Origin of the sequence: Limnohabitans radicicola (genome assembly GCF_014837235.1) — a bacterium.
Lineage (GTDB): Bacteria > Pseudomonadota > Gammaproteobacteria > Burkholderiales > Burkholderiaceae_C > Limnohabitans_A > Limnohabitans_A radicicola.
In genome coordinates, this window is sequence record NZ_JACYFT010000001.1 from 1033179 (window position 1) to 1057155 (window position 23977).

25 protein-coding genes are annotated in these 23977 nt (G+C 61.1%); 12 read left to right on the top strand and 13 right to left on the bottom strand.

Features of this window, described 5'->3' with window-relative positions; translation table 11 throughout:
- Positions 1–3: 3 nt before the first annotated feature.
- Positions 4–495 (bottom strand): homoprotocatechuate degradation operon regulator HpaR, encoded by a 492-nt coding sequence (gene hpaR / locus IC609_RS05075; protein ID WP_191818340.1) that lies wholly within the window; start codon positions 493–495, stop codon positions 4–6.
- 64 nt (positions 496–559) lie between these two features.
- On the opposite strand from hpaR, the gene IC609_RS05080 reads away from it, so the two are divergent.
- Entirely contained in the window at positions 560–1627 is a 1068-nt protein-coding gene (locus IC609_RS05080) for an NAD(P)H-dependent flavin oxidoreductase (RefSeq protein WP_191818341.1), read from the top strand.
- Positions 1628–1658: 31 nt separating this feature from the next.
- Here the strand turns inward: IC609_RS05080 and IC609_RS05085 are convergent, their stop codons facing one another.
- Positions 1659–1955, bottom strand: a complete 297-nt coding sequence (locus IC609_RS05085) for an RNA recognition motif domain-containing protein (protein WP_191818342.1) — start codon at positions 1953–1955, stop codon at positions 1659–1661.
- A 366-nt stretch (positions 1956–2321) separates the two neighbouring features.
- On the opposite strand from IC609_RS05085, the gene radA reads away from it, so the two are divergent.
- The 7 genes from radA to IC609_RS05120 all read left to right on the top strand — a co-directional run bounded on the left by radA (position 2322) and on the right by IC609_RS05120 (position 8468).
- Positions 2322–3713 carry a DNA repair protein RadA gene (gene radA / locus IC609_RS05090; protein ID WP_191818343.1) on the top strand — a complete coding sequence of 464 codons (1392 nt, stop codon included), beginning with the start codon at positions 2322–2324 and terminating at the stop codon, positions 3711–3713.
- 26 nt (positions 3714–3739) lie between these two features.
- Positions 3740–4168 (top strand): glycerate kinase, encoded by a 429-nt coding sequence (locus IC609_RS05095; protein WP_191818344.1) that lies wholly within the window; start codon positions 3740–3742, stop codon positions 4166–4168.
- A gap of 88 nt (positions 4169–4256) precedes the next feature.
- Positions 4257–5195, top strand: coding sequence for a branched-chain amino acid transaminase (locus IC609_RS05100; RefSeq protein WP_191818345.1), 939 nt, complete (start codon positions 4257–4259; stop codon positions 5193–5195).
- Positions 5196–5205: 10 nt separating this feature from the next.
- Positions 5206–5409 carry a zinc-finger domain-containing protein gene (locus IC609_RS05105; RefSeq protein WP_191818346.1) on the top strand — a complete coding sequence of 68 codons (204 nt, stop codon included), beginning with the start codon at positions 5206–5208 and terminating at the stop codon, positions 5407–5409.
- A 52-nt stretch (positions 5410–5461) separates the two neighbouring features.
- Positions 5462–6253: a glycosyltransferase family 2 protein gene (locus IC609_RS05110; RefSeq protein WP_191818347.1), complete on the top strand. Its 792-nt coding sequence runs from the start codon at positions 5462–5464 to the stop codon at positions 6251–6253.
- Between the two features lie 5 nt (positions 6254–6258).
- Positions 6259–7245 carry a glycosyltransferase gene (locus IC609_RS05115; protein ID WP_191818348.1) on the top strand — a complete coding sequence of 329 codons (987 nt, stop codon included), beginning with the start codon at positions 6259–6261 and terminating at the stop codon, positions 7243–7245.
- Between the two features lie 386 nt (positions 7246–7631).
- Positions 7632–8468, top strand: a complete 837-nt coding sequence (locus IC609_RS05120) for an O-antigen ligase family protein (protein ID WP_191818349.1) — start codon at positions 7632–7634, stop codon at positions 8466–8468.
- 10 nt (positions 8469–8478) lie between these two features.
- Here the strand turns inward: IC609_RS05120 and IC609_RS05125 are convergent, their stop codons facing one another.
- The 4 genes from IC609_RS05125 to IC609_RS05140 all read right to left on the bottom strand — a co-directional run bounded on the left by IC609_RS05125 (position 8479) and on the right by IC609_RS05140 (position 12639).
- Positions 8479–9729, bottom strand: coding sequence for a HAMP domain-containing sensor histidine kinase (locus tag IC609_RS05125; protein WP_191818350.1), 1251 nt, complete (start codon positions 9727–9729; stop codon positions 8479–8481).
- A gap of 3 nt (positions 9730–9732) precedes the next feature.
- The gene (locus IC609_RS05130) at positions 9733–10431 is read right to left on the bottom strand and encodes a response regulator (RefSeq protein WP_191818351.1); all 699 of its coding nucleotides are present in this window, start codon (positions 10429–10431) and stop codon (positions 9733–9735) included.
- Between the two features lie 96 nt (positions 10432–10527).
- Entirely contained in the window at positions 10528–11301 is a 774-nt protein-coding gene (locus tag IC609_RS05135) for a glycosyltransferase family 25 protein (RefSeq protein WP_191818352.1), read from the bottom strand.
- 9 nt (positions 11302–11310) lie between these two features.
- Positions 11311–12639, bottom strand: coding sequence for an AmpG family muropeptide MFS transporter (locus tag IC609_RS05140; RefSeq protein ID WP_191818353.1), 1329 nt, complete (start codon positions 12637–12639; stop codon positions 11311–11313).
- Between the two features lie 56 nt (positions 12640–12695).
- Between IC609_RS05140 and IC609_RS05145 the strand changes: the two genes are divergently transcribed.
- Positions 12696–13571: a M48 family metallopeptidase gene (locus tag IC609_RS05145; protein ID WP_191818916.1), complete on the top strand. Its 876-nt coding sequence runs from the start codon at positions 12696–12698 to the stop codon at positions 13569–13571.
- 48 nt (positions 13572–13619) lie between these two features.
- Here IC609_RS05145 and IC609_RS05150 read toward each other — a convergent pair whose 3' ends face one another.
- Positions 13620–14258 (bottom strand): MBL fold metallo-hydrolase, encoded by a 639-nt coding sequence (locus IC609_RS05150; protein WP_191818354.1) that lies wholly within the window; start codon positions 14256–14258, stop codon positions 13620–13622.
- A gap of 153 nt (positions 14259–14411) precedes the next feature.
- Here IC609_RS05150 and IC609_RS05155 point away from each other — a divergent pair, with 153 nt between their 5' ends.
- On the top strand, positions 14412–16172 hold the full coding sequence (locus IC609_RS05155) for a tannase/feruloyl esterase family alpha/beta hydrolase (RefSeq protein WP_191818355.1): 1761 nt from the start codon (positions 14412–14414) through the stop codon (positions 16170–16172).
- Positions 16173–16244: 72 nt separating this feature from the next.
- The gene (locus IC609_RS05160) at positions 16245–16712 is read left to right on the top strand and encodes a MarR family winged helix-turn-helix transcriptional regulator (protein WP_191818356.1); all 468 of its coding nucleotides are present in this window, start codon (positions 16245–16247) and stop codon (positions 16710–16712) included.
- Between the two features lies 1 nt (position 16713).
- Here the strand turns inward: IC609_RS05160 and IC609_RS05165 are convergent, their stop codons facing one another.
- From IC609_RS05165 to IC609_RS05180, 4 genes are all read right to left on the bottom strand, one after another.
- The gene (locus IC609_RS05165; RefSeq protein ID WP_191818357.1) at positions 16714–17220 is read right to left on the bottom strand and encodes a hypothetical protein; all 507 of its coding nucleotides are present in this window, start codon (positions 17218–17220) and stop codon (positions 16714–16716) included.
- A 43-nt stretch (positions 17221–17263) separates the two neighbouring features.
- Complete coding sequence (locus IC609_RS05170; protein ID WP_333473636.1) at positions 17264–17893, bottom strand: Crp/Fnr family transcriptional regulator; 630 nt, start codon at positions 17891–17893, stop codon at positions 17264–17266.
- A gap of 356 nt (positions 17894–18249) precedes the next feature.
- Positions 18250–19365 carry an SMP-30/gluconolactonase/LRE family protein gene (locus tag IC609_RS05175; RefSeq protein ID WP_191818917.1) on the bottom strand — a complete coding sequence of 372 codons (1116 nt, stop codon included), beginning with the start codon at positions 19363–19365 and terminating at the stop codon, positions 18250–18252.
- A gap of 62 nt (positions 19366–19427) precedes the next feature.
- The gene (locus IC609_RS05180; RefSeq protein ID WP_225223989.1) at positions 19428–20231 is read right to left on the bottom strand and encodes an exodeoxyribonuclease III; all 804 of its coding nucleotides are present in this window, start codon (positions 20229–20231) and stop codon (positions 19428–19430) included.
- Between IC609_RS05180 and pyrE the strand changes: the two genes are divergently transcribed.
- Positions 20230–20934, top strand: coding sequence for an orotate phosphoribosyltransferase (pyrE, locus tag IC609_RS05185; RefSeq protein ID WP_191818359.1), 705 nt, complete (start codon positions 20230–20232; stop codon positions 20932–20934). The two genes, IC609_RS05180 and pyrE, sit on opposite strands and share 2 nt — an antisense overlap.
- A gap of 126 nt (positions 20935–21060) precedes the next feature.
- Here the strand turns inward: pyrE and gatB are convergent, their stop codons facing one another.
- Positions 21061–22512 (bottom strand): Asp-tRNA(Asn)/Glu-tRNA(Gln) amidotransferase subunit GatB, encoded by a 1452-nt coding sequence (gatB, locus tag IC609_RS05190; protein ID WP_191818360.1) that lies wholly within the window; start codon positions 22510–22512, stop codon positions 21061–21063.
- 4 nt (positions 22513–22516) lie between these two features.
- Positions 22517–23977, bottom strand: coding sequence for an Asp-tRNA(Asn)/Glu-tRNA(Gln) amidotransferase subunit GatA (gene gatA, locus IC609_RS05195; RefSeq protein ID WP_191818361.1), 1461 nt, complete (start codon positions 23975–23977; stop codon positions 22517–22519).

Here is a 23977-nt window from a genome sequence, read left to right on the forward strand (position 1 = left end):
GATTCATCGTTCTTCTTCCTCGGCCAGCTCCTCTGGCGTTTCGGTTTCTGGGGTTTCGAGCGCAATCACTTCGTCAAGCAGTGCGTACAACTGGCCCAGTTTGGCCTTGCCCAGCTGTTGCTCCATCCAGCTGTAGTGCGCCTCGATCGTTTGCGACAAGGCCTGCACTTTGCGCAGGCCCAGCGCGGTCGCACGCACCACAGTGCGGCGGGCGTCTTGCGGGCAACGCGCACGCTCGATCAGGCCATCGCGCTCCATACGCGAGAGCACGCCGGTCAGGCTGGGCCCGAGCAGGTAGGCCTCGCGGGCGACACGCCCAGTTTCTGTGCCCGCCGGATCCTCGGCATGCTCGCCCAGCACACGCAGCACCCGCCACTGCTGGTCAGACAGCCCATGCTCGCGCAGGCTGGGGCGCGTGTGAGCCATGACGGCTTCGCGCGCCTGCAGCAGCAGACGCGGCAGGTTGCGGTGGACGAAGGGAGTGGATGCGCTCATTTATTTAACATGTTAAATGATTAAACCCCAACAGAGACTCAGGGCAAACCATTACAGTGAAGCCATGGACGCATTTTTTGACCGGTTGGGGCTTGCTGCCCCCATCATCCAGGCCCCGATGGCGGGTGCGCAAAACCACCGACTGGCCGCCGCCGTCTGCGAGGCGGGCGGTCTGGGCTCTGTGCCCGCCGCCATGCTGAGCGCCGAGGCGCTGCAGGCCGAACTGACCGCGCTGCGCTCTTTGACGCAGCGGCCTTTCAACGTGAATTTCTTTTGCCACGCCACGCCTGCCCCCGACGCCGTGCGCGAAGCCCACTGGCACGAGGCACTGGCCCCGTATTACGCCGAGCTGGGGCTGGATGCCACCGCCATCCCGAGCGGGCCGGGCCGAGTGCCTTTCAACGACCAAGCCGCCGATGTGCTGGAAGCGTTTCGCCCGGCGGTGGTGAGCTTCCACTTTGGCCTGCCTGCGCCGGAGCTGCTCGCACGCGTCAAAAGCTGGGGCAGCCTGGTGTTGTCATCGGCCACCACCGTTGAAGAAGCCTTGTGGCTGCAGACGCATGGCGCGGACGCCGTGATCGCGCAAGGCCTCGAAGCCGGTGGGCACCGGGGCATGTTCCTGAGCGATGACCTGAGCACCCAGATGGGCACCTTCGCCCTGCTGCCGCAGATGGTGCAGGCGGTGAAGCTGCCGGTGATCGCGGCAGGCGGCTTCGCCAGCGACGCAGGCGTGGCTGCGGCCCAGGCTTTTGGGGCCGCTGGGGTGCAAATGGGCACCGCCTATTTGTGCAGCGATGAGGCCACCACCAGCGCGCTGCACCGGGCGGCATTGCAGTCCGGCGCGGCGCGACACACGGCTTTGACCAATGTGTTCACCGGTCGCCCGGCGCGGGGCATCGTGAACCGGTTGATGCGCGAGCTGGGGCCCATCAGTGCCGCCGCGCCCGCCTTTCCGCTGGCCACAGCGGCCATCGCACCGCTGCGCGCTGCGGCCGAGGCCCGCCAGTCGAGCGAATTCACGCCCTTGTGGGCCGGGCAAAACACCAGCGGCTTGCGCGCAGAACCGGCTACCCGCATCACCCAGGACGCCATTGAGGCCTGGCACCGCTCAGCCAAAGAAAAAGCCGCTTGAAGCGGCTTTTTCTGGGGGAGCGATCAGCAGATCAATAGCTGCGGTTGTCGCGGTAGCCACCACCGTAACCGGTGCTGGGTTCTTTGGGCTTGGAGATGTTGACCACGATGGCTCGGCCACCCACGGACATGCCGTTCAGGCCAGCGATGGCGGCTTGCGCTTCTTCGCCGCTGGACATTTCGACAAAGCCGAAGCCTTTGGAACGGCCGCTGTCGCGGTCCATCATGACCTTGGCCGAGACCACACCACCGTAGGCTGAGAAGTTCTCGCGCAGGTTGCTGTCGTCGATGGAATAAGGCAAGTTGCCCACGTAAATTTTGCTGCTCATGTCAGAGCCTTTCAGAGAGAATGCGCCCGGGCCTACTTTGAAACACCGAAACGCAGGGAGAAGCGATTTCCAAAAGGAAACCGCAGAGATGGGAGTGAACTTGTGAAACAGCCGGGGGATTCGACCCACGGTGTGGCGCTGGGGAGGAAGATGAATTGTCTGCAGCGCCGCAGAGCAATGGATTCGAGGTCAGTCGATGCATGGTGCAAGCCGATGAAGGCTTGCTATCAGTGGTTGGAGCCGGACATCCAGCTCAAGCACTGCCGCAAGTATATTTCTTAAAGAAATATTTGTCCAGCAATTTATTCCAATCAGTTGTAAGCAAATGATGGGGTGCGCCCGGCAGTGCCGTCACAATCCATGGCCATGGCCAAAGACAAATCGATTTACACCTGCACCGAGTGCGGCGGCACCAGCGCCCGCTGGATGGGCAAGTGCCCCCACTGCAACGCCTGGAACACGCTGATCGAAAGCGCGGCCGAAGCGGCCAGCGGCGGCAAAAACCGCCTGGGCTCGGCGCAGTACCAGGCCCTGGCCCCCTCCAGCGAGGTGCTGCCTCTGTCGCAAATTGAAGCGGCCGATTTTGACCGCCACCCCACCGGCATCGACGAGCTGGACCGCGTGCTCGGCGGTGGCATGGTCGAAGGCGGCGTGGTGCTGATCGGCGGTGACCCAGGCATCGGCAAGTCGACCTTGCTGCTGCAGGCGGTCGACGCGCTGCAGCGCGGCGGCATGAACACGCTGTATGTGACGGGCGAAGAAAGCGGCGCGCAAGTGGCCATGCGCTCGCGCCGTCTGGGCCTGCCCGACTCGCAGGTGCCCGTGCTGCCCGAGATCCAGCTTGAAAAGATCCTGCACACCCTGCAAACCCGCCAGCCCAACATCGCCATCATCGACTCGATCCAGACGGTGTACTCGGACCAACTGACCAGCGCCCCCGGCTCGGTGGCGCAGGTGCGCGAGTGCGCGGCGCACCTGACCCGCACCGCCAAAGCCACGGGCACCACCATCGTGCTGGTGGGGCATGTGACGAAAGAAGGCGCGCTGGCGGGCCCCCGCGTGCTGGAGCACATGGTGGACACGGTGCTGTACTTTGAGGGCGACACGCATTCCAACTTCCGCCTGATCCGCGCCATCAAGAACCGCTTTGGCGCCGTGAACGAAATTGGCGTGTTCGCCATGACCGAAAAAGGCCTCAAGGGCGTGAGCAACCCCAGCGCCATCTTCTTGAGCCAGCACAGCGAGCCCGTACCCGGCAGCTGCGTCATGGTCACGCTCGAAGGCACGCGGCCCATGCTGGTCGAAATCCAGGCTCTGGTGGACTCGGGCGGCCCGAGCCCCCGGCGCCTGTCGGTGGGCCTGGAGCGCGACCGCCTGGCTATGCTGCTGGCCGTGCTGCACCGCCATGCGGGCGTGGCCTGCATGGACCAGGACGTGTTTGTGAACGCGGTGGGCGGCGTGCACATCCGCGAGCCCGCCGCCGATCTGGCGGTGATGCTGGCCATCACCAGCAGCCTGCGCGGCAAGCCGCTGCCCAAAGGCTTCATTGCGTTTGGCGAAGTGGGCCTGGCGGGTGAGGTGCGCCCCGCACCACGCGGTCAAGAACGTCTGAAAGAAGCCGCCAAACTCGGCTTCAAAACTGCCGTGGTGCCCAAGGCCAACATGCCCAAAAAAGGCGACAAGGCCTTTGAGGGCCTCACCGTCTACCCGGTCGAGCGCATCGAAGAGGCCATGCAGGTGGTGCGGGGGCTGGACTGACCCGGCACAAGGCACAATCTCGCCCCATGAACTTCAACAAAATTCTGGTTCCCATCGCGGTCATTGTCATGACCATCGGTGCCTGGCGTGCCATGGGCTGGCCGGGCATTGCCCTGGCTGCAGGGGGCGTGGTGATGTGGATTCTTTTGCACTTCACCCGGCTGATGACCATCCTCAAAAAAGCGGCCAACAGCCCGGTGGGCCATGTGGGCAGCGCCGTCATGCTCAACGCCAAGCTGAAAAAAGGCCAGACCTTGATGCATGTGATCGCCATGACGCGTTCGCTGGGGGCACTGCAAACACCCAAAGACGAGCAACCCGAGGTCTTCACTTGGACCGACGCCGGGGATTCCAAAATCACCTGCACTTTCATCGGTGGCAAGCTGAGCGAATGGGTGTTGGAACGTCCCAGCGCAGAGACCGCCCAAGGCACCGATATCAGCGCATCGACCTGAACAGCCCATCCGCCTCCACCGAGACCGGTCCAGCCCGTAAAATGGCTTTTTGACAGGTTGCAAACCTCCCACTTTCAAGGACACTTCGATGAGCGTAGTCATCCCCTCCATGTCTGACCGCGACGGCAAAATCTGGATGGACGGCCAGATGGTCGATTGGCGCGAAGCCAAGATCCATGTGCTGAGCCACACCCTGCACTACGGCTGCGGCGCTTTTGAAGGCGTGCGCGCGTACAAGACCGACAAGGGCACGGCCATCTTCCGCCTTCAGGAACACACCGACCGCCTGTTCAACAGCGCCAAGATCCTGCGCATGGCGATCCCCTTCACCAAAGACCAGGTCAACGAAGCCCAGCGCGCCGTGGTGCGCGAGAACCAGCTGGAGAGCTGCTACCTGCGCCCCCTGACCTGGATTGGCGACAAGAAACTGGGCGTCAGCCCCAAGGGCAACACCATCCACCTGATGGTCGCCGCCTGGGCATGGGGTGCCTACCTGGGTGAAGAAGGTCTCAAGCGCGGCATCCGCGTCAAGACCAGCAGCTACACCCGCCACCATGTCAACATCACCATGACGCAGGCCAAGGCGGTGAGCAACTACACCAACTCGATTCTGGCCAACATGGAAGTGACCGACGAAGGCTACGACGAGGCCCTTCTGCTGGACTCTTCGGGCTTTGTGTCCGAAGGCGCTGGCGAAAACATCTTCGTCGTCAAGGACGGCGTGATCTACACGCCCGACCTGTCAGCAGGCGCCTTGAACGGCATCACCCGCAACACCATCTTCCACATCGCCAAGGACCTGGGTCTGGAGATCGTGCAAAAGCGCATCACGCGAGACGAGGTGTACATCGCCGACGAAGCCTTCTTCACCGGCACCGCCGCTGAAGTCACACCCATCCGCGAACTCGACCGCATCCAGCTGGGCGCGGGCAGCCGCGGCCCGATCACCGAAAAAATCCAGAATGCGTTCTTTGACATCGTCAATGGCCGCAACCCGCAATACGCCCACTGGCTGACTCTGGTTTAAGGAAAAAAAGATGAGCAACACCGTTGAACTGCTGGCCGCTGATCTGAACGCCCAGGGCGGCGTCTTCTGCCCCAGCCCCAAAGCCGACATGAAACTCTGGAACAGCCACCCCAAGGTCTACCTGGACGTGGCCAAGACCGGTGAAGCCAAGTGCCCTTATTGCGGCACGGTTTACAAACTCAAGGCGGGTGAGGTGGTGGGTCACCACCACTGAGATCCACGGGCCCGGCAACGGGCCCGTCGTTTTTCAACCCTTGCTCACGCCCATGAACACCTCCGCCAGCCGCCCCAGCCTCTGCATTGGCATCCTCACACTCAATGAAGAAAAACGGATCGCCCAATGCATCCGAAGCGCGCATTTCGCCGACCAGATCCTGGTCATCGACAGTGGCAGCCAGGACCAGACACAAGCTCTGGCCCGAGAAGCCGGCGCCGAGGTGCATGACTACCCTGACTGGCAGGGCTTTGCCGAGCAACGCAACCGCATGCTCAAGCACTGCCGTGGCGATTTCATCTTCTTCCTGGATGCCGACGAGGAAATCACGCCTGCACTCGAAAAAGAAATCCTGCAGGCCATGCAGTCGCCTGACGATGTGATCTGGGAAGTCATGTGGGATCAGGTGGCTTATGGCCGGGCGCTCAGCCGCATGAAAACGACCGGCGGCGTGCAACGCATGTTCCGCAGCGCCAGCATCGATCGGTTTGAAGGCGTGGTCCACGAAGGCGCCAAGATGAAGGCCGGCAAACTGCCTGTACGCACCTTCAAGGCACGCTTGCTGCACCATTCGCGTGAAACCATCTATGCCAGCATCCAGAAGCTGGCCCAATACTCGCAACTGGGCGCAGCCAAGCGTGCCCAAAAGGGCAAGAGGGGTGGCATCCTGCGGGGCTTCGCATCCGGCGTGGCCAGCTTCATTCAGCTCTACATTTTCAGGCGGGGCTTCCTGTGTGGCCCCGAAGGATTCCTTTACTGCCTGTTTGTGGCACTGGAGGCTTTCTTCCGCTATGCCATGCTGCGCTACGACCGTGAGCATCTGGACAAGATCGTCAAGCGCTGAACGCCATGCACATCCTGTTCGTCAATCGGGCCAGCATCCCCGTTTTCGCTTACGGCGGCACCGAGCGGGTGATTTGGGATCTGGGTCGTGCGTTGGTGGACATGGGTCACCGCGTCAGCTACCTGGTGCCTGAAGGCTCCAGTTGCCCGTTTGGTCAAGTGCTGCCGATCGATGACAAAAAAGACTGGGCCAGCCAGATTCCCGATGACGTGGACCTGGTGCATTTCCAGTTCAACCCGGGGATGGATCTCAAGCTGGATTTGCCCTGGTTGATGACCCAGCACGGCAACTCGCAAGTGGGTGAAACGCTGCCTCTCAACACCGTGTTCGTCTCGCGCAACCATGCACAGCGGCACGGCTCGGCATCCCACGTCCTCAACGGACTCGACTGGCGTGCATATGGCCCGGTGGATCTGTCAGTCACCAAAGATTCTTTCCACTTTTTGGGAAAGGCGTCATGGCGGGTCAAGAACGTTCAAGGCGCCATCGACACCTGCTTGCTGGGCCATCAACAATTGATGGTGCTGGGCGGCCATCGCCTGAATTTCCAGCGGGGCTTCCGATACACCTGGTCGCGGCGCATCCAGTTCGCCGGCATGGTCGGTGGACAAACCAAACTGGACTTATTGCAAGGCTCTCGGGGTCTGGTTTTCCCGGTCCGCTGGCACGAACCCTTCGGGCTGGCAGTGATTGAAAGCCTCTACTTCGGTTGCCCGGTCTTTGCCACGCCTTACGGTGCACTGCCTGAGTTGGTGCCACCTGAATGTGGTGTGCTGTCCAACGAAAAAGCCGCGCTGGCGCAAGCCCTGACAAAACCCTTTGATCGACAAGCCTGCCACGACAGGGCTGTGACGCTGTTCAGCGCAGCTCGGATGGCGCAGGACTATCTGCATGTCTACCAGCAATTGATGCAAGGCACGCCACTGAACCCCGTGAACCCTTGCATGACCGAAGCCGCTTCCCCCCTGCCATGGCACCAGCATCGCAGATGAGTCGCTACGGCCTTCTGCCTTCACTGGCTTGGGTTTTATTGGTACTGAGCCTCAGTCAGACCAAATTGGGCGGACTGCTTTGGGTGATCTTATGCCTGTGGGGTTTCGCACTGGCACTCCGTCACCCTCCGCAAGTCCCGACCTCCGCACGCCATGCGGCCCTGCGGTGGCTGGCAGCTTGCAGCATCACATTGGCAAGCTGGTTGCTGATGTCAATTTACTGGAAAGAGCCCTGTTGCACACCCTCCTCGGAGCTGAATGCCGGTTTGCGCTTGTGGCTAGGTGCTCTTGCTGCCCTCCTCTGGGCCCAGTATTGGCCCGTCAAGCCAGAATGGCAGTGCCGAATCAACGAAGGACTGGCACTGGCTTGTATCACGAGCCTGGTCATGGCGATCGTTTTGATGAGAGGGCAACTGCCCTCTCACCCCATTCCTTGGTCTGCCGCCGTCGCAATGCTCTTGGTGCTGCTGTTTCCACAAGCACTGGACTGCGCCCAGAACACTGCCCAGCGCAAATGGTGGTTGTTTTGCAGCATGTTGGGACTGGCGGCAGTCCTGCTCAGTCAATCCCGCGGCACATACCTTGTGGTGGGCTGGTTGATTTATGTGTGGGTCAGGTCACCATCCCATGCGCAGGGACGCATCAAGCCCCTCCAAATCACCATCGCCGGCGTGATGGTGGCTGCCGTGATGGGCTTGACCTCCGGATTGCCTTCAGACCCGCTTCGCATTCGCGAAGGCTGGAACGACTGGACGAGTGCAAGACAGGCAGAAAACCAAAATACTTCGTTGGGCGCTCGTCTGGCACTCTATGAACTGGCCAAAAAGACGATCTCCGAATCACCATGGGTTGGTGTGGGCGGCAAAGAGCGGCTGCATCGCATCCACAACTTAGGGCAAAACCTGCCCGAACAAGAAGCCAGCAAACTGGCACATGCACGCACGCAGGGCCATGTCCATAACGGCTACCTGCACAGCGCCATGGATGGCGGCGTCATCGGTCTCATCGGTTTTTTGGCGTCAATCATTGGCTTGGTTTGTGCCGCCAGAGTTTGGCAGCATGGCCAGCCTGCTGCCCGATTGCAAATGCAAGGCCTTGCCTTTGTGCACGCCACCACGGCATTGAGCAACGTCAATCTGGCACACAATTACTATGCGGTGATGTTGTCTCTATGCGCCATGCTGGTGATCATTCAGGCGCGCGCACAAGATCCATCGACCTGAGGCGCTGCGTTCAGGGTGCTTTTGCGAAGCCCATCTTTTCGCGGGGATGGAAGTGCACGGAAAAACACGCGCCTCCGCCATCACGGTCTTCGCAACGTACCGACGCACTGTGCCGCTCGGCAATTGACTTGACCAGTGACAACCCCAACCCTACACCGCCGACACGCTCACTGGCACCCGGCAAGCGGAAAAAAGGCTCAAAAATGCGTTCGCGCCACTGAGCAGGCACACCTGGGCCCCGGTCACAAACGCGCAGTTGGATGCCTGAGGGAGCCTGTACCAGCGACAGCACCATGGCATCTCCAGCACCAGAGATATCGCCATAGCGCCTGGCGTTTTCCAGCAAATTGCGAACCATGCGCCGCAGCAGCTTGCCCACACCCTGCACTTCCAGCGCATGCAAGCCTTCAGGCACGTCCAGTACAGCGCCAACACGGGCGCACTCTTCAGCGCACAAACCGACCAGATCGACTGGCTCTACAGTGCCCAAATCAGCCTCACGCGCATCCAATCGACTAGCCAACAGGATTTCATCAATCAATTGATCCAGCTCGGCCATGTTGCGCAGAATTTCATCGCGTGTGCGCTGGCGAGCGGACTCCTCGACCTCTGGCACATCGATCAGTTCCAGCCCCATGCGGATGCGGGCCAGAGGGGAACGCAATTCATGTGAGGCATTGGCCAGCAACGATTTTTGCGCCGCCATGAGGCCCTCAATACGCGTGGCAGCGGCATTGAACCGTTGCGACAAATCCGCCACTTCGTCATTGCCTTGCACGGGCACACGAACTGACAAATCACCATCACCCCAGAGCTGCACCCCCCTTTGCAAGCCTTCAAGCCGCTGAGTCAGTCTCCTCACCACCGGGTACAAGCCCAAAGCAACGGCCACGCCAATCAAACCCAACATCCAGAAAAAACCATAGGGAGGCGTCACCCACCATGGCGGCTCACGGCGCATGCGTGGCGGTGGCCGACCATCTTCCCATTGGCGCTGCATTTGCAGCTGCACTGGGTGCCCGTTGGGCAGTTTGAAGTCAAAGTGGAGCGGCGTGCCAGGCTCACGCCGTGGTGCCGATGTTCCCAAAACTTCACCTTGAGGGGTCATGACCACCCAATCCCGTGGCATGGGTGGCTGTGTATTGTGTTCCACAGACACACGCCAGGCCCACCCGACGACCAGCATCAGCACCGCGACACCCACCACCACCGCCAACCAGATGCGCAAGTACAAATGCCGGGACACCGCTTTCAACCACATGGCTCAGTCCTGCTGACGCGCAAACACATAGCCCACGCCCCGCACGGTCAGGATGCGTTGCGGGTTTTTCGGGTCGACTTCGATGGCGGCACGGATGCGCCCCATGTGCACATCGATCGAACGGTCAAACGCTTCGAGTTCACGGCCGCGCACAGCCTCCATGATTTGGTCACGCGTGAGTACTCGGCCGGCGCGCTCTGCCAGTGCCACCAGCAAGTCGAACTGGTAAGACGTCAAATCGCAAGGGTGACCCTTGACGCTCACACGCCGTGCGTCCCGATCGATCTCCAATGAGCCGAATTGCAGGACTTGGCCACTGCTCGCACCTGCAGACTTGCGCCTCAAAATCGCGCGGATTCGGGCCAGCAATTCACGCGGCTCAAACGGTTTGGGCAAGTAATCGTCCGCACCCATTTCCAGCCCGATGATGCGGTCCATCGGGTCACCCTTGGCCGTCAGCATCAGCACCGGCACTTGCCCCAATGTCCCGGGCAAAGCACGGATACGCTGGCACACCTGCAAGCCATCCATGTCAGGCAGCATCAGATCCAGAATCACCAAGTCCACGCCCGCAGATTGCAAACGAGACAAACCCGTTTGCGCATCGGTTGCATGGCTGACAACAAAGTCAGAAGCGCCAAGGTAATCCGAGACCATGCCTGCCAGGCGGGCATCGTCCTCAATCATCAATAAATTGCTCATGTCTTGATCATCACCTGCATAACTGACATGGATGCATCAACCCGGTAAAGTTCGGTAAATGCACAGCCAGGGCTCACTGTCCGTCGAGCTTATGCATCAATGCCATGACGCCCACTTTAATTTCAGCAACCTGAAAGAGCGGTAAATCAATCGCGTCAGCTCCAAAAACAGTCTGAAAGGAAAGACCGTGAGGTATTTGCCCATGCCTTTGATCTTGATTTGCGCCAGGTCCTGCTGGATTTGCGTCTCAAAATCACTTTTTTGGCTGACAGGCATCGGGTAAATGCCCAGAGTCTTGAACCCTAAAAACCATTCCAGGTCAAACGCAATGTCCCACGCCAGCCTCATTGGCAGCAAATGCCGAACCATCTGGGCGGCAGCATGGCGATCCACCATATAACCACCTGCCCCCTTTTCCCGGGTCAAACAAACGGCCAAATTGAATTCATCACCCAACTTGATCACGGGCCACCATTTGCCACTGTTGACCGTGCTGAGCCTGAGCAAGTTCCATGCATGTCGGTGTTTCAAGGCTGAGTCGATCAGACTTGCAAGACCATCATTCAATGTGACGTCATCTTCCAAAATCAAAGCAAAATCAGCGTCGGATTCAATGAATTTTTTCAGGCATTCGACATGGCTCAAATAACAGCCCAACTCTCTGGGAGCCCACAATCTGCCATGCAGGTATTTGTATGACCAGTCCGAAAAGTCCGGATGGGGCCGCTCAAGTTCAGCACCAATCACACCAACCTGCCTGACATACGGAATACCGAGCCGATCGAGCTCAGCCTTCATGTAGGCCATGCGATCTGGCGCACTGTCCATGTTGATCACATACGTGGCAATCTTGAAATCACTGTTTTTCACAAGATTCCTTCATGATCCAGGCCGCACCCGACTGGCCAAAGCCACCAACAGCAGCACGGGTGCCCCCAGCCAGGCCGTGGCATGGAAGAAGGCACTGTAGCCATAGGCGTTGACAAAGTCGCCCGAGAACCCGGCGATGAACTTGGGCAGGAGCAGCATCATCGAACTCAGCAGCGCGTACTGCGTGGCCGAGTAAGTGATGTTGGTGAGTGACGACAGGTAAGCGATGAACGCCGCCGACGCTATGCCGCTGGCCAAGTTGTCGGCCGAGATCACGAAGATGAGTGAAGTGACATCGTGCCCCACACCACTCAACCAGGCGAACAGCAGGTTGCTGGCGGCACTCAGCACCGCGCCCAGCATGAGGATGCGCATCACGCCAAAGCGGCCTGACAGCACGCCGCCCACAAACGCCCCCACCAGCGTCATGACCACGCCGTAGACCTTGGTGACCGCGGCCACCTCGTCCTTGGTGTAGCCCATGTCCACATAAAACGGGTTGGCCATGATGCCCATGACCACATCGCTGATGCGGTAGACGGCGATCAGCGCCAGCACCAGCGCTGCCTGCCAGCGGTAACGGCGCCAGAAATCTGCAAACGGGTCGATCAATGCACCCCGCAACCATTCGCCCAGGTTGCGCGCTCGCGGCACAGGCACGGCCTGCGGCTCCGCACTGGCCAGCACCGTGACCACACCCAACAACATGCTCAGCGCCATCGCCAGGTAAGCGGTTTGCCAGGCCGCATGGGCATAGCCCACAGCGTCTGCCCCCTGAGCACGGGCCGCGATCCACAGCACCCCGGCCCCGGCCCAGATCATGGCCAGCCGGTAGCCCGTCTGGTAGCTTGCCGCCAGCGCGGCCTGTGCGTTCATTTCAGACGACTCGATCCGGTAGGCATCCAGCGCGATGTCCTGCGTGGCCGATGCAAACGCCACCACCAATGCGCAGCCCACCAGCGGGCCCAGCACCTGCGCCGGGTCATTGAAGGCCATACCGACCAAGCCACCCATGATCATCAGTTGCGACATGAGCAACCAACTGCGCCTGCGCCCCAGGCGGCGCGTGAGCCAGGGGATGGGCATCCGGTCCACCAGCGGCGCCCAGACCCACTTGAAACCATAGGCCAGACCGACCCAGCTCAAGTAGCCGATGGTGCTGCGGTCAATGCCCGCTTCACGCAGCCTGAAACTCAGCGTGCCCAGCACCAGCAAGAGCGGCAGCCCGGCTGAAAACCCCAGCATCAGCATGCGCAAGCTGGCCGGTTGCAGGTAAAAAGCCAGGGCTTCGCGCCAGGTGCGCTCTGCTCTCGCCGTGGAATGCTCGGTTTCGGTCATGGCCTTGATTATCGGGGGCCGCCAAGCCCCCCTGGTTCATGGCTATCATTGCCCCCATGTGCTGGCTTTGCGATTTCAAAACCTCACCTCTTGACACGCCTGAAACGACCCACCGTTGGCAGGCAAGGCGCGGCTTTTTGCTGACTGCGGGTGCGATGGTGGCCACGGGGGCATTGGCCCAGGTGGATGTGGGAGCCGCCTCCGGCATTCGCAAGCTCGTGCCCGCAGAAAGCCTGGAAAACGACGCCCGCCAGCAGTACAACCAGGTGCTGGCCGATGCCCGCGCCAAAAACGCCCTGGCCCCTGACGGTCACCCCCAATTGCTGCGCTTGCATGCGATTGCGAAACGACTGATCCCGCACACCACGGCCTGGAACCCGCGCGCGCGCGACTGGCGCTGGCAGGTCAACCTGATCGGCAGCAAACAGCTCAACGCCTGGTGCATGCCCGGCGGCAAGATCGCTTTCTACACCGGCATCCTCGATCAATTGCAACTGGACGACGACGAAGTCGCCATGATCATGGGCCATGAAATGGCCCATGCCTTGCGCGAACATGCGCGTGAGCAAGCCAGCAAGAACATGGCCACCCAGGGTCTGTCGCGCATCGGTGGTGCTGTGGCGGCCAGCGTGTTTGGCATTGACCCACGGGTCACCGACCTGATCGCCCGCGGTGGTGCCAACCTGCTGTCACTCAAGTTCAGCCGCGACGATGAAACCGAGGCCGATCTGGTGGGTCTGGAGATCGCAGCACGCGGCGGCTACCGCCCCGAAGCCAGCGTCGAACTCTGGAAGAAAATGCTCGCGGCCAATGGCAACGGCGGTGCCTCTTGGCTGTCCACCCACCCCAGTGGCACCAACCGCATCCACCAGCTCGAAGCCAACCTGCCCAAGGTGCAGCACCTGTACGAGCAAGCCCGGCAGGACCGTTAAGCCATTCTGCAGAAGCAGCGCCCTCGCCACGATGAGGCCCAGGTTCGCTCAGGTCCCACCCACATAGGGATTGCTCTTGCGCTCACGCCCAAATGTGCTCTCAGGTCCGTGCCCCGGAATGAACACCGTGTCGTCGCCCATGGGCCACAGTCGCTGCACGATGGCGTTGATCAGGTCTTCGTGGTTGCCCATTGGAAAGTCCGTGCGGCCAATGCTGCCCGCGAACAGCACATCCCCCACGAAGGCACGCTTGATCTCGGGCGAATGAAACACCACATGGCCTGGCGTGTGCCCCGGGCAGTGGCGCACCTGCAAGGTGTGGCTGCCCAAGGTCACCGTGTCGCAGTCCTGCAGCCAGCGGGTCGGCGTGAACGCCGTGGCGGGCGGAAAGCCATAACTTTGCGCAGATGCAGCCAGACGATCGATCCAGAACTGGTCGCCCGGATGCGGCCCGATGATCGGCAGACCCAGACGCTCGGCCAGCTCGGCCGTGCCTGCGGCATGGTCCACATGGGCATGGGTGATCCAGATCTGCTCCAGCTTCAGCCCCAGTTTGGCCACAGCGTCCAGCAACACCTCCAGATCCCCGCCGGGGTCCACCACGGCCGCCTGCAGGCTCTGGTCGTCCCAGATCAGGGAGCAGTTTTGTTGGAACGGGGTGACAGGAATGGTGAGGTACTGAAGCATGTACCCAATGGTAGAGGAAATACAGGCGGGCCCCGTCCAACCACCGCCCAGATGCGCTGTTTCTGCCGAAGCCATACCGGGTATCCCCTAATTTCACATAGTTTCCAATGGAAACAAAATAATTTCCACGAGAAACTACTTGGAGACAACGCAATGAAACGACATCTTTTTTCAAGCATGGCCACAGCAGGCGCGCTGGCGCTGCTCAGTGGCTGTGGTGGTGGCTGGAGTGTTCAACAACTGGCTGCCGCACAGCCAGGCAGTTTTGCAGGTGATTGCGCCACTTTGGCAACCTCCATCACAGGCCTGACCGGCACAGTGATCACAGGCGCATCGACCGTGGCTGCAGGCACACTGGTTTCCAACATCAGCATGCCCGAGCATTGCCTGGTCACCGGCAAGATGAACGAGCGGGTGAGCACCGTTGACGGAGCGACCTATTACATTGGATTCCAGATGCGCTTGCCCAAGAACTGGAACGGGCGATTCTTCTACCAGGCCAACGGCGGCACGGACGGTGCCGTGTCCAATGCTGTGGGCGCGCTGGGCGGCGGCCCCATCACTTCGGCCCTGTCCAAAGGCTTTGCCGTGCTCAGCTCGGATGCTGGGCACCAATCACAAACCACCCCCTTCTTTGGCCTGGACCCTCAGGCCCGCATCGATTACGGCTACAACGCGGTTGGTCAACTGACGCCCATGGCCAAGGACCTGATCAAGAAGGTCTATGGCAAGGCACCTGACCGCTCTTACCTGGGTGGTTGCTCCAACGGGGGCCGTCATGCACTGGTGGCGGCCACACGCTACGGCGACATGTACGACGGCATCCTGGCTGGCGCGCCCGGCTACAACCTGCCCAAAGCTGCTGTGGCCCAGTTATGGGGTGTGCAGCAGTACGCCACAGTGGCTACGGCAACACTGGCCACAGACAAAACCGCCTCGGGCACCGTGGTCACACTGCCTCAGCCCTTGCCAGATGTGTCTACCGCGTTCACACCCGCAGAGCGCAGCATGATTGGCTCCAAAATCATCGCCAAGTGCGACGCACTCGACGGCGTCACCGACAACTGGGTCGGCGATGTCGCCGCTTGCCAGCAGACATTCAGCGTCAGTACCGACATCCCGACTTGCACGGGCGCCCGCGATGGCACTTGCCTGACCACCGCCCAAAAAACCGTGCTGACCAATGTGCACAGCGGTGCCAAAAACACCGCAGGTGCTGCTTTGTATGCCAGCTTCCCCTATGACGCAGGCATCTCATCTTCTGGGTGGGCCTCCTGGAAATTCAGCAACTCCACAGGCGTGGGCCGCGACCCCGGTGCAACCGCCTTCATCTTCATGACGCCCCCCAAGACAACAGACACCGCCAACTTCCTGGGCCTGCCGTTTGCCATGGGCTTCAACGTGGATGTGGATGCCCCCAAAATCTTTGCCACCAGCGGGATTTACACCGAATCGGCCATGTCTTTCATGGCCCCCAAGGACACCAGCAACTTGAGCACCTTGCGTCAACGCGGTGGCAAATTGATGATCTATCACGGTACAGCCGATCCGGTGTTCTCGTACAACGACACGGTGAGCTGGATGGACAAAGTCAAGACCGATTTCAATGATGCCGGCTCTTGGACAAAGCTCTACCCGGTCCCGGGCATGGGTCACTGCTCGGGCGGCCCAGCAGCCGATCAATTCGACATGATTGAGCCCTTGGTCAACTGGGTGGAGAACGGTTCTGCGCCAGCAGCCGTGCAGGCCAAGGCCCGTGGCGCCGGCACCAGCACCATCGCGGCACTGATCAACGCCGAAGTGCCAACAACCTGGGCTGCAAGCCGCACACGCCCTCTGTGCCCTTACCCCCAAGTGGCCCGTTACAACGGCACCGGTGACGTCGACAGCGCCAGCAGTTTCACCTGCAAATAAGCGTCCCAGCCGCTGCCTGCAAAACCCGACTTCGGTCGGGTTTTGTCGTTTGGACGTGCACAATAGCCCCCCATGCCTTCCAAGTTAACCACCGAGCCTGCATGCGAAAACGTTGACAGCAGCTTTCTGCGCAGCCTGCTGGGCTACAACACGCGCCGCGTGACCTTGAAAATTTTCGACATCTTTGCCGCTCGAACACGCGCCTATGGATTGAAACCTGTTGAGTTTTCGGTGCTCAACCTGATTGGCCACAACCCCAACATCTCTCATGGTCAGTTGTGCGCAGAGCTCGCCTTGCTGCCCCCCAACCTGACCAAGATACTCCAAAAGCTCACCAAGAAACACCTGATCCAGCGCTTCCGACCCGAATCAGACAAAAGGGCGGTGTACCTCAAGCTGACCGAGACGGGCCAGCAGCAATTGCACGAGCTTGAAATCGTGATCACCAAGCTGGAGCGCGACTCAGCGTCCAACTTGAGTGACGAGGAACTCGAGCAACTGATCCAGTTGCTGCAAAAAAATTACGGCAAGACCGCTTGAATCAATTGGAAGAGTCCGAGGACGTGGCTCGCGCAACGCGCGCGTATTCGGCAGCCGCGTTGGACATGGCCACAGCGTGGGCAGCCGCTTCGGTGGCCAACTGAGTGGCGTTGGCCGCATCGGCAGAGGCTTGGGCCGAGGCGTCTTCTGCGTGGTGTGCCACGGCCATGGCGGTCGCGGCGGCGGCTGAGGCGGCAGACGCGGCCGCCTCCATGGCCGCCTGGGCAGATGCATTGGCGGCCTCTGCGGCCATCTCAGCCGCAGCCACCACAGAGGCTTGTGCCGCCTCTTTGGCAGCGTTTGCGCAGCAGGTCGAAGCACGGGCTGCGTTTTCTGCTGCTTTGACCGCACGCTTGGCGGCTTCCGAGGCGTGCAGGGTCAGCCCCTTGAGGGCGATCAAGGTGTCGGCGTAACTCAAATGCAGGTTTTTGTAGCTGAGCTTGAGCCCACTGACCTCTTGCTGAAGTGCTGTCAGTTCCTTGCGAAAACCACTGATGTCTTCAGGCATGCTCACCTCGTTGGGGTCGCCAAGTGTTGAAAAACAAGGTCTTTCATGAGGCGATTTCCTCAGGAAGCAGCCGATCAAACTCGTCTTTGACAATTTTATAGCACTCACATGCGAGCGCCTCAATGCCGGCGCGGTCCAGCACCGTGATGCTGCCACGCGTATAACGGATCAACCCGGCCGCCTGCAGTTTCTGCGCAGCCACAGTGATGGCCTCGCGGCGTACGCCCATGGTGCGGGCGATCAGCTCCTGCGTCAGTGTCAATTCGCTGGCCTGTGTGCGGTCCAGACACAGCAAAATGATGCGGCACAACTGCTGGTCAATCGAGTGGCGGCGGTGGCACACCGCCCTTTGCGAAGCTTCCGTCATCATGGCTTGCATGTAACGCAGGATCAAGCGCCGGAATGCGCCCGAGTGGTTGAACTCGTCCAACAACAAATCGGCGTTGAAACGGTAAGCCATGCCATCGCGAATCACGACCGCGTTGCTGATGGTCGAGCGCGTGCCCATGAAAATGAACACCCCCACCACCCCTTCATTGCCGGTGAGCGCAAACTCTGACGAAGACCCGTCCTCCAGATCGCACTGCAAAGACACGATGCTGGTGACCGGAAAGTAAACATGGCTCAGCGGGCGACCATGCTCAAAAAGCACCTGCCCGACCGACAATGCCACCCGCTCAAGTCGGGGCAGCCACCGAGCCCAATCTGCGTGTGGCAAAGCAGAGAAAAGTCGGTTGGATTCCTTGGGAACTGAGGGCTCGGCAAGTGGCATGGGCAGCGCTGCACTGGGCAGTCGACGTGAAACACCCTGTCAGTATGGGTGCAAGCCACACCCTGCGCTGGCTTTATTTATTTGCGTTTCATCCCCGGCGCTCACAAGACAACTTTCATCGACACCTTCGCCCAAAGGTGACCCGTTTGATGCGCACAAGCCACCAAGCGCCGCCATCACCGGGTTAACGATCAGCAACACCCCTGCGTTTGTGTGCGCCAGCGCACAGACGCGGTCGTTGTCCCCACTTTGCTGCCTCAGGGTCGCGCCAACCACCCCAAACCCTTGGCATGCAGACTCTGGATGTAGAGCCGGTCGGCGGTTTCCGTCACGCCCGTGCTTTCGGGGTACTGACCACTCGGGTCTTGCAGGTCATGCACCACTTGGCCGTCTTCGGTGAACGCGATCACATGACCGTAGGCCTTGGGGATGGGCCACAGGGCGCGAGGCAGGCGCAGCGTGACTTTGCGCATGAAAGGCTTGGCCGCCAGATTGTCGATGGTTGGGTTGCGGGGCTTGGCAAAGCCCAGCCAGATCCTGCCGTCCCGCCCACGCATCAGGTTGTCGGGGTAGCCCGGCAGGTTGTCGAACAGCACGCGGGCCTGCGCGCCACCCAGGGTCACGTCCAGATCCCGGGCGTTGACATCGATCTTCCAGACGCGGTACTTGCCGGTCTCGTTCACAAACAGGTGTTTCTCGTCCTGACTCAGCGCCACGCCATTCGCAAAGCTCAGGCCCCGGGCCACCACGCGGGTTCGGCCAGTGGCCGGGTCAAACTCCAACACACGGCCCGTGGCCGCCTGCTCCAGGATGTCGAGCACGCTCGCCTCGAAGGTGCCACCCCAATCCTTGGGCGCAAAGCGGGTGGAGGCATCGCTCAGGTACATCTTGCCGTTTTTGGCCACCACCACCGCATCGGCGTATCGGATCGGGTCGGGCTGGCCGTTCATATCCACCTTGTCGGTCAACAGCTGAATCGACTTGTCGGGGGCGATGGACAGCAGGCCTTTGACCGCATCGGCCGCGATCAAATGGCCTTTGGCGTCAAAGTCAAAGCCCAGCACCCGGCCGCCCGTCTGGGCAAAGACTTCCTGCTGCGAGCCGTCGGGCTGCATGCGCAAGATGCGGCCACTTTCCACCGTGGTGTAGAGCTTGCCGTCCGGCCCGATGGCGATGTGCTCCGGCCCGGCCTCGGCGCCGAGGTCGATGATGTGGAGCTTGGCCAGTTTGTCGTTGACCACATGCGGCCCGACATAGCCTGGCGCGACAGGTGCGTCCCAGCTGACGGGCTCGATCGGGATGGGCCAGAGGCAGAAATACGCCAGCCCCGCCAACACCAAACCACCCAGAACACCGAACAGCTTTTTCATCATGCCTCCGTCTGGCCCCACCAGGGGCTGCGCAGACATTGAAACAGCTTCAGGCTGTCATGGCCTCAGAGCAAACCCTCGTAAGTGATGGTGATCGGCGCGTGGTCCGAAAACTTCTCGCCTTTGTAGATGTGTTCGGTGCGGGCCTTATCGGCCACAGCGGGCGTGGCCAGGTGGTAGTCCAGACGCCAGCCCACGTTCTTGGCGTAGGCCTGCCCGCGGTTGCTCCACCAGGTGTAGCAAGCGTCGGTGGTGTCGGGCTGCAGACGGCGGTACACGTCGACGATGCCGCCTTCGGTGGTCAGCTGGGTCATCCAGGCGCGCTCTTCGGGCAGGAAGCCGCTGTTCTTGAGGTTGCCCTTCCAGTTCTTGAGGTCGGCTTCCTTGTGCGCGATGTTCACGTCGCTGCAGACGATGAAATCGCGCTCGGCCTTCAGGGCCATCAGGTGCGGGTACATCTTGTCCAGAAAGCGGTACTTGGCCTCCTGCCGCTCGGGGCCTGAGGAGCCGCTGGGGAAGTACACGCTGATGATGGACAGCTTGCGGCCAGGCTTGTCAAAGCGCGTTTCCACATAACGGCCTTCGGCGTCGAACTCGCCGCCGTCAAAGCCGATGAGCACATCGCTGGGCTCGTGGCGGGTGTAGACGCCCACGCCGGAGTAGCCTTTTTTCTCGGCAAAGTGGAAGTGCCCTTTCAAGCCCGCCAATTGTTCAAACTTGCCTGCCACGTCAGGTGCCTGGGCTTTGACCTCCTGCACGCAAATACAATCGGGTTTCTCTTGCGCCAGCCAGGCTTCGACCCCTTTGGTCGTGGCCGAACGGATGCCGTTGAGGTTGAGGCTGGTGAGTTTGAACAAGGATTTCCCCATGGTGACAGGACAGGCAAGCGGCGCCGACACACAGGCGCTCGCTCAGGAGTTTGTGCAATTTGCGGTCGACTCGGGCGTGCTGCGCTTTGGCGAATTCAAAACCAAAGCCGGGCGCATGAGCCCATACTTCTTCAACGCCGGTCTGTTTGACGATGGCGCCAAGCTCGGCCGACTGGCGCAATTCTATGCAAAAGCCCTGCTGGCCAGCGGCATCGAATTCGACATGATCTTTGGCCCCGCCTACAAAGGCATCCCGCTGGGCGCGGCCGTGGCCATCGAGCTGGCCCGCCTGGGAAAGAACGTGCCCTTTGCCTACAACCGCAAGGAAGCCAAAGACCACGGCGAAGGCGGCTCGCTGGTGGGCGCGCCGCTCCAAGGCCGCGTGCTGATCGTGGACGATGTGATGAGTGCAGGCACCGCTGCCCGCGAGTCCATCGAACTCATCAAGGCTGCCGGGGCCACGCCCCACGCGATCGCGATTGCCCTCGACCGCCAGGAAATGGCCACCGAGAAGCAAGCCGACGGCACCGTCAAAGATGTGCCCCACAGCGCCGTGCAATACGTTCGCAACACCCTGGGCATGGGCGTATGCTGCATCGCGCAACTGTCCGACCTGCTGGCTTACCTGTCCGCACAAAGCGGCAACGAGCTGGGACAACACCTGCCCAAAGTGCAGGCTTATCGGGACCGGTACGGGGTGTAACTGCCCCTGTAGAAGCTGCGCCCTCGCGGCGATTTTTCAGCTCTGCAAACCCCTGTGAAGCGTAAAAAAACCGTTTGCGCTTCACATTTGAAGCGCAAACGGCCGAAGAGGGCAGCAGGTCTTGGGTCAGCCCATTTTCTTCATCAGCAGCGCATTGACCTGCGCCGGATTGGCCTTGCCCTTGCTGGCTTTCATGATCGGACCCACCAGGCCATTCAAGGCCTTGGCATTGCCCGCCTTGAACTCTTCCACGTTCTTGGGGTTGGCGGCCAGCACCTCGTCGATGATTTTTTCCAGCTCACCGGTGTCGTTCATCTGCTTGAGGCCTTTGGCTTCGATGATGGCGTCCACTTCGCCTTCGCCGTTCCACAGACCTTCAAACACCTGCCTCGCCGCGCTGTTGCTGATGGTGCTGTCGCTGATGCGACCGATCAGGGCAGCCAGTTGCGCGGCGCTCACCGGGGCTTGTTCGATGGTCATCTCGCCTGCGTTCAGGCGGCGTGACACTTCGCCCATGATCCAGTTGCTGGCCAGCTTGGGCTGGCCGCAGGCTTTGGCCGTGGCTTCAAAGTAGGCGGCCATGGCCTTGCTCTGGGTCAGCGTGGTGGCGTTGTACTCGGGCAGAGCGTAGTCCTTGACGAAGCGCTCGGCCATCACCCGCGGCAGCTCGGTCATTTCGCCTTTGACGCGCTCCACCCAGTCGCGGCCAATCACCAGCGGCGGCAGGTCGGGGTCGGGGAAGTAGCGATAGTCGGCCGAGTCTTCCTTGGTGCGCATCGCGCGGGTCTCGCCCGTGTCGGGGTTGAAGAGCACCGTGGCCTGCTGGATCTTGTGGCCGTCTTCGATCTGCTCGATCTGCCAGCGCACTTCGTAGTCGATGGCTTGCTGCATGAACTTGAACGAGTTCAGGTTCTTGATCTCGCGGCGCGTGCCCAGCGGCTCGCCGGGCTTGCGCACCGACACGTTGGCGTCGCAGCGGAATGAGCCTTCTTGCATGTTGCCGTCGCAGATGCCGATCCAGGTGACGATCTTGTGCAGCTCTTTGGCGTAGGCCACGGCCTCTTCGCTGGAGCGGATGTCGGGCTGCGTCACGATTTCCAGCAGCGGCGTGCCTGCGCGGTTCAGGTCGATGCCCGACTGGCCGATGAAGTCTTCGTGCAGCGATTTGCCCGCATCTTCTTCGAGGTGGGCGCGCTCCAGGCGCACCGTTTTGTGTACGGTTTCCTTGCCTTCTTCGAGGAAGAACGACACCTCACCGCCCTGCACCACCGGGATCTCGAACTGGCTGATCTGGTAGCCCTTGGGCAGGTCGGGGTAGAAGTAGTTCTTGCGCGCAAAAATGCTGCGCTCGGCCACATGGGCGTTGACGGCCAGGCCGAACTCGATGGCGCGTTCGACGGCGCCTTTGTTCATCACAGGCAGCGTGCCGGGCAGCGCCATGTCGAGTGCGCAGGCCTGCGTGTTGGGCTCGGCGCCAAAGGCGACGCTGGCGCGGCTGAAAATCTTGCTGTTCGTGGACAGCTGGGCGTGGGTTTCGAAGCCGATGACGACTTCGTAGCCTTGGACAAGTTTGCTCATGTTCTTAAACCCCCATTGGTTTGCGGAGGTGGAAATCGGTGGCTTGCTGCAGGCGGTGCGCCACGTTCAGCAGTTGGGCTTCCTTGAAGTAGTTGCCGATCAGCTGCAGGCCCACGGGCATGTTGTGCGCGCCAAAGCCTGCAGGCACGCTCATGCCGGGCAGACCCGCCAGCGAAGCGGGCAGCGTGAAGATGTCGGCCAGGTAATCGGCCACCGGGTCGTTGGCGTTCTCGCCCAGCTTCCAGGCCACCGACGGGGCCACGGGGCCAGCGATCACATCGCAGTCCTTGAAAGCGTTCTGGAAGTCGTCGGCGATCATGCGGCGGATCTTTTGCGCCTGCAGGTAGTAGGCGTCGTAATAACCATGGCTCAACACATAGGTGCCGGTCATGATGCGGCGCTTGACCTCGCTGCCAAAGCCTTCGGCGCGGGTTTTTTTGTACATGCTCTCCAGGTCGGTGTAGTCCTTGGCGCGGTGGCCGAACTTCACGCCGTCAAAGCGGCTCAGGTTGGAGCTGGCTTCGGCCGGGGCAATGATGTAGTACACCGGGATCGACAGCTCGGTGCGCGGCAGGCTGATGGGCACGAGCTTGGCGCCCTGCTTTGTCAGCTCGGCCAGCGCGGCGTCCACCGCAGCGCGCACGTCGGCTTGCAGGCCTTCGCCAAAAAACTCTTTCGGTATGCCGATGCGCAAACCGTCGATCGAGCCGTTGATCTGCGCGGTGAAGTCTTCGGCAGGCACGTCCAGAGAGGTGGAGTCGCGGTCGGGGTCGGGGCCGCACATGGCGCTCAAAAGCAGCGCGCAGTCTTCGGCGGTGCGGGCCATGGGGCCCGCCTGATCGAGGCTCGACGCGTAGGCGATCATGCCGTAGCGGCTGGTGCGGCCATAGGTGGGTTTGATGCCCGTGATGCCGCAAAAGCTGGCAGGCTGGCGGATCGAGCCGCCCGTGTCGGTACCGGTCGCGGCCGGGGCCAGGCCTGCGGCCACCGCCGCTGCACTGCCGCCCGACGAGCCGCCAGGCACGCGGGCCGTGTCCCAGGGGTTTTGCACGGCGCCATAGGCCGAGTTTTCGTTGGCCGAGCCCATGGCGAATTCGTCGCAGTTGAGCTTGCCCAAGGTGACCATGCCCGCCGTGCGCAGGCGCTGCACCACGGTGGCGTCAAACGGGGAGCGATAGCCGCTCAGGATTTTGGAGCCTGCGGTGGTCGCGAAATCCTGCGTCACGAACACGTCTTTGTGCGCCACAGGCACGCCTTCGAGCGGGCCGGCGGTGCCGTTGGCCAGTTTGGCGTCGGAGGCTTGGGCCTGCGCCAGCGTGGCTGCGCTGTCGATGTCCAAAAACGCGTTGTGCGGGTTACCGCCCATGCGGGCCAAAAAGCGGGTCGCCACTTCGACGGCGCTGACTTCCTTGGTCTGGAGCAGGGTGGCCAGCGCTTTCACGCTGAGGTTGTGCAGATCACTCAT

Coding starts and splice junctions, on each gene's coding strand:
- hpaR (WP_191818340.1), bottom strand. CDS start 495: ATGAGCGCATCCACTCCCTTCGTCCACCGCAACCTGCCGCGTCTGCTG.
- IC609_RS05080 (WP_191818341.1), top strand. CDS start 560: ATGGACGCATTTTTTGACCGGTTGGGGCTTGCTGCCCCCATCATCCAG.
- IC609_RS05085 (WP_191818342.1), bottom strand. CDS start 1,955: ATGAGCAGCAAAATTTACGTGGGCAACTTGCCTTATTCCATCGACGAC.
- radA (WP_191818343.1), top strand. CDS start 2,322: ATGGCCAAAGACAAATCGATTTACACCTGCACCGAGTGCGGCGGCACC.
- IC609_RS05095 (WP_191818344.1), top strand. CDS start 3,740: ATGAACTTCAACAAAATTCTGGTTCCCATCGCGGTCATTGTCATGACC.
- IC609_RS05100 (WP_191818345.1), top strand. CDS start 4,257: ATGAGCGTAGTCATCCCCTCCATGTCTGACCGCGACGGCAAAATCTGG.
- IC609_RS05105 (WP_191818346.1), top strand. CDS start 5,206: ATGAGCAACACCGTTGAACTGCTGGCCGCTGATCTGAACGCCCAGGGC.
- IC609_RS05110 (WP_191818347.1), top strand. CDS start 5,462: ATGAACACCTCCGCCAGCCGCCCCAGCCTCTGCATTGGCATCCTCACA.
- IC609_RS05115 (WP_191818348.1), top strand. CDS start 6,259: ATGCACATCCTGTTCGTCAATCGGGCCAGCATCCCCGTTTTCGCTTAC.
- IC609_RS05120 (WP_191818349.1), top strand. CDS start 7,632: ATGGCGATCGTTTTGATGAGAGGGCAACTGCCCTCTCACCCCATTCCT.
- IC609_RS05125 (WP_191818350.1), bottom strand. CDS start 9,729: ATGTGGTTGAAAGCGGTGTCCCGGCATTTGTACTTGCGCATCTGGTTG.
- IC609_RS05130 (WP_191818351.1), bottom strand. CDS start 10,431: ATGAGCAATTTATTGATGATTGAGGACGATGCCCGCCTGGCAGGCATG.
- IC609_RS05140 (WP_191818353.1), bottom strand. CDS start 12,639: ATGACCGAAACCGAGCATTCCACGGCGAGAGCAGAGCGCACCTGGCGC.
- IC609_RS05145 (WP_191818916.1), top strand. CDS start 12,696: ATGTGCTGGCTTTGCGATTTCAAAACCTCACCTCTTGACACGCCTGAA.
- IC609_RS05150 (WP_191818354.1), bottom strand. CDS start 14,258: ATGCTTCAGTACCTCACCATTCCTGTCACCCCGTTCCAACAAAACTGC.
- IC609_RS05155 (WP_191818355.1), top strand. CDS start 14,412: ATGAAACGACATCTTTTTTCAAGCATGGCCACAGCAGGCGCGCTGGCG.
- IC609_RS05160 (WP_191818356.1), top strand. CDS start 16,245: ATGCCTTCCAAGTTAACCACCGAGCCTGCATGCGAAAACGTTGACAGC.
- IC609_RS05165 (WP_191818357.1), bottom strand. CDS start 17,220: ATGCCTGAAGACATCAGTGGTTTTCGCAAGGAACTGACAGCACTTCAG.
- IC609_RS05175 (WP_191818917.1), bottom strand. CDS start 19,365: ATGATGAAAAAGCTGTTCGGTGTTCTGGGTGGTTTGGTGTTGGCGGGG.
- pyrE (WP_191818359.1), top strand. CDS start 20,230: ATGGTGACAGGACAGGCAAGCGGCGCCGACACACAGGCGCTCGCTCAG.
- IC609_RS05180 (WP_225223989.1), bottom strand. CDS start 20,231: ATGGGGAAATCCTTGTTCAAACTCACCAGCCTCAACCTCAACGGCATC.
- gatB (WP_191818360.1), bottom strand. CDS start 22,512: ATGAGCAAACTTGTCCAAGGCTACGAAGTCGTCATCGGCTTCGAAACC.
- gatA (WP_191818361.1), bottom strand. CDS start 23,977: ATGAGTGATCTGCACAACCTCAGCGTGAAAGCGCTGGCCACCCTGCTC.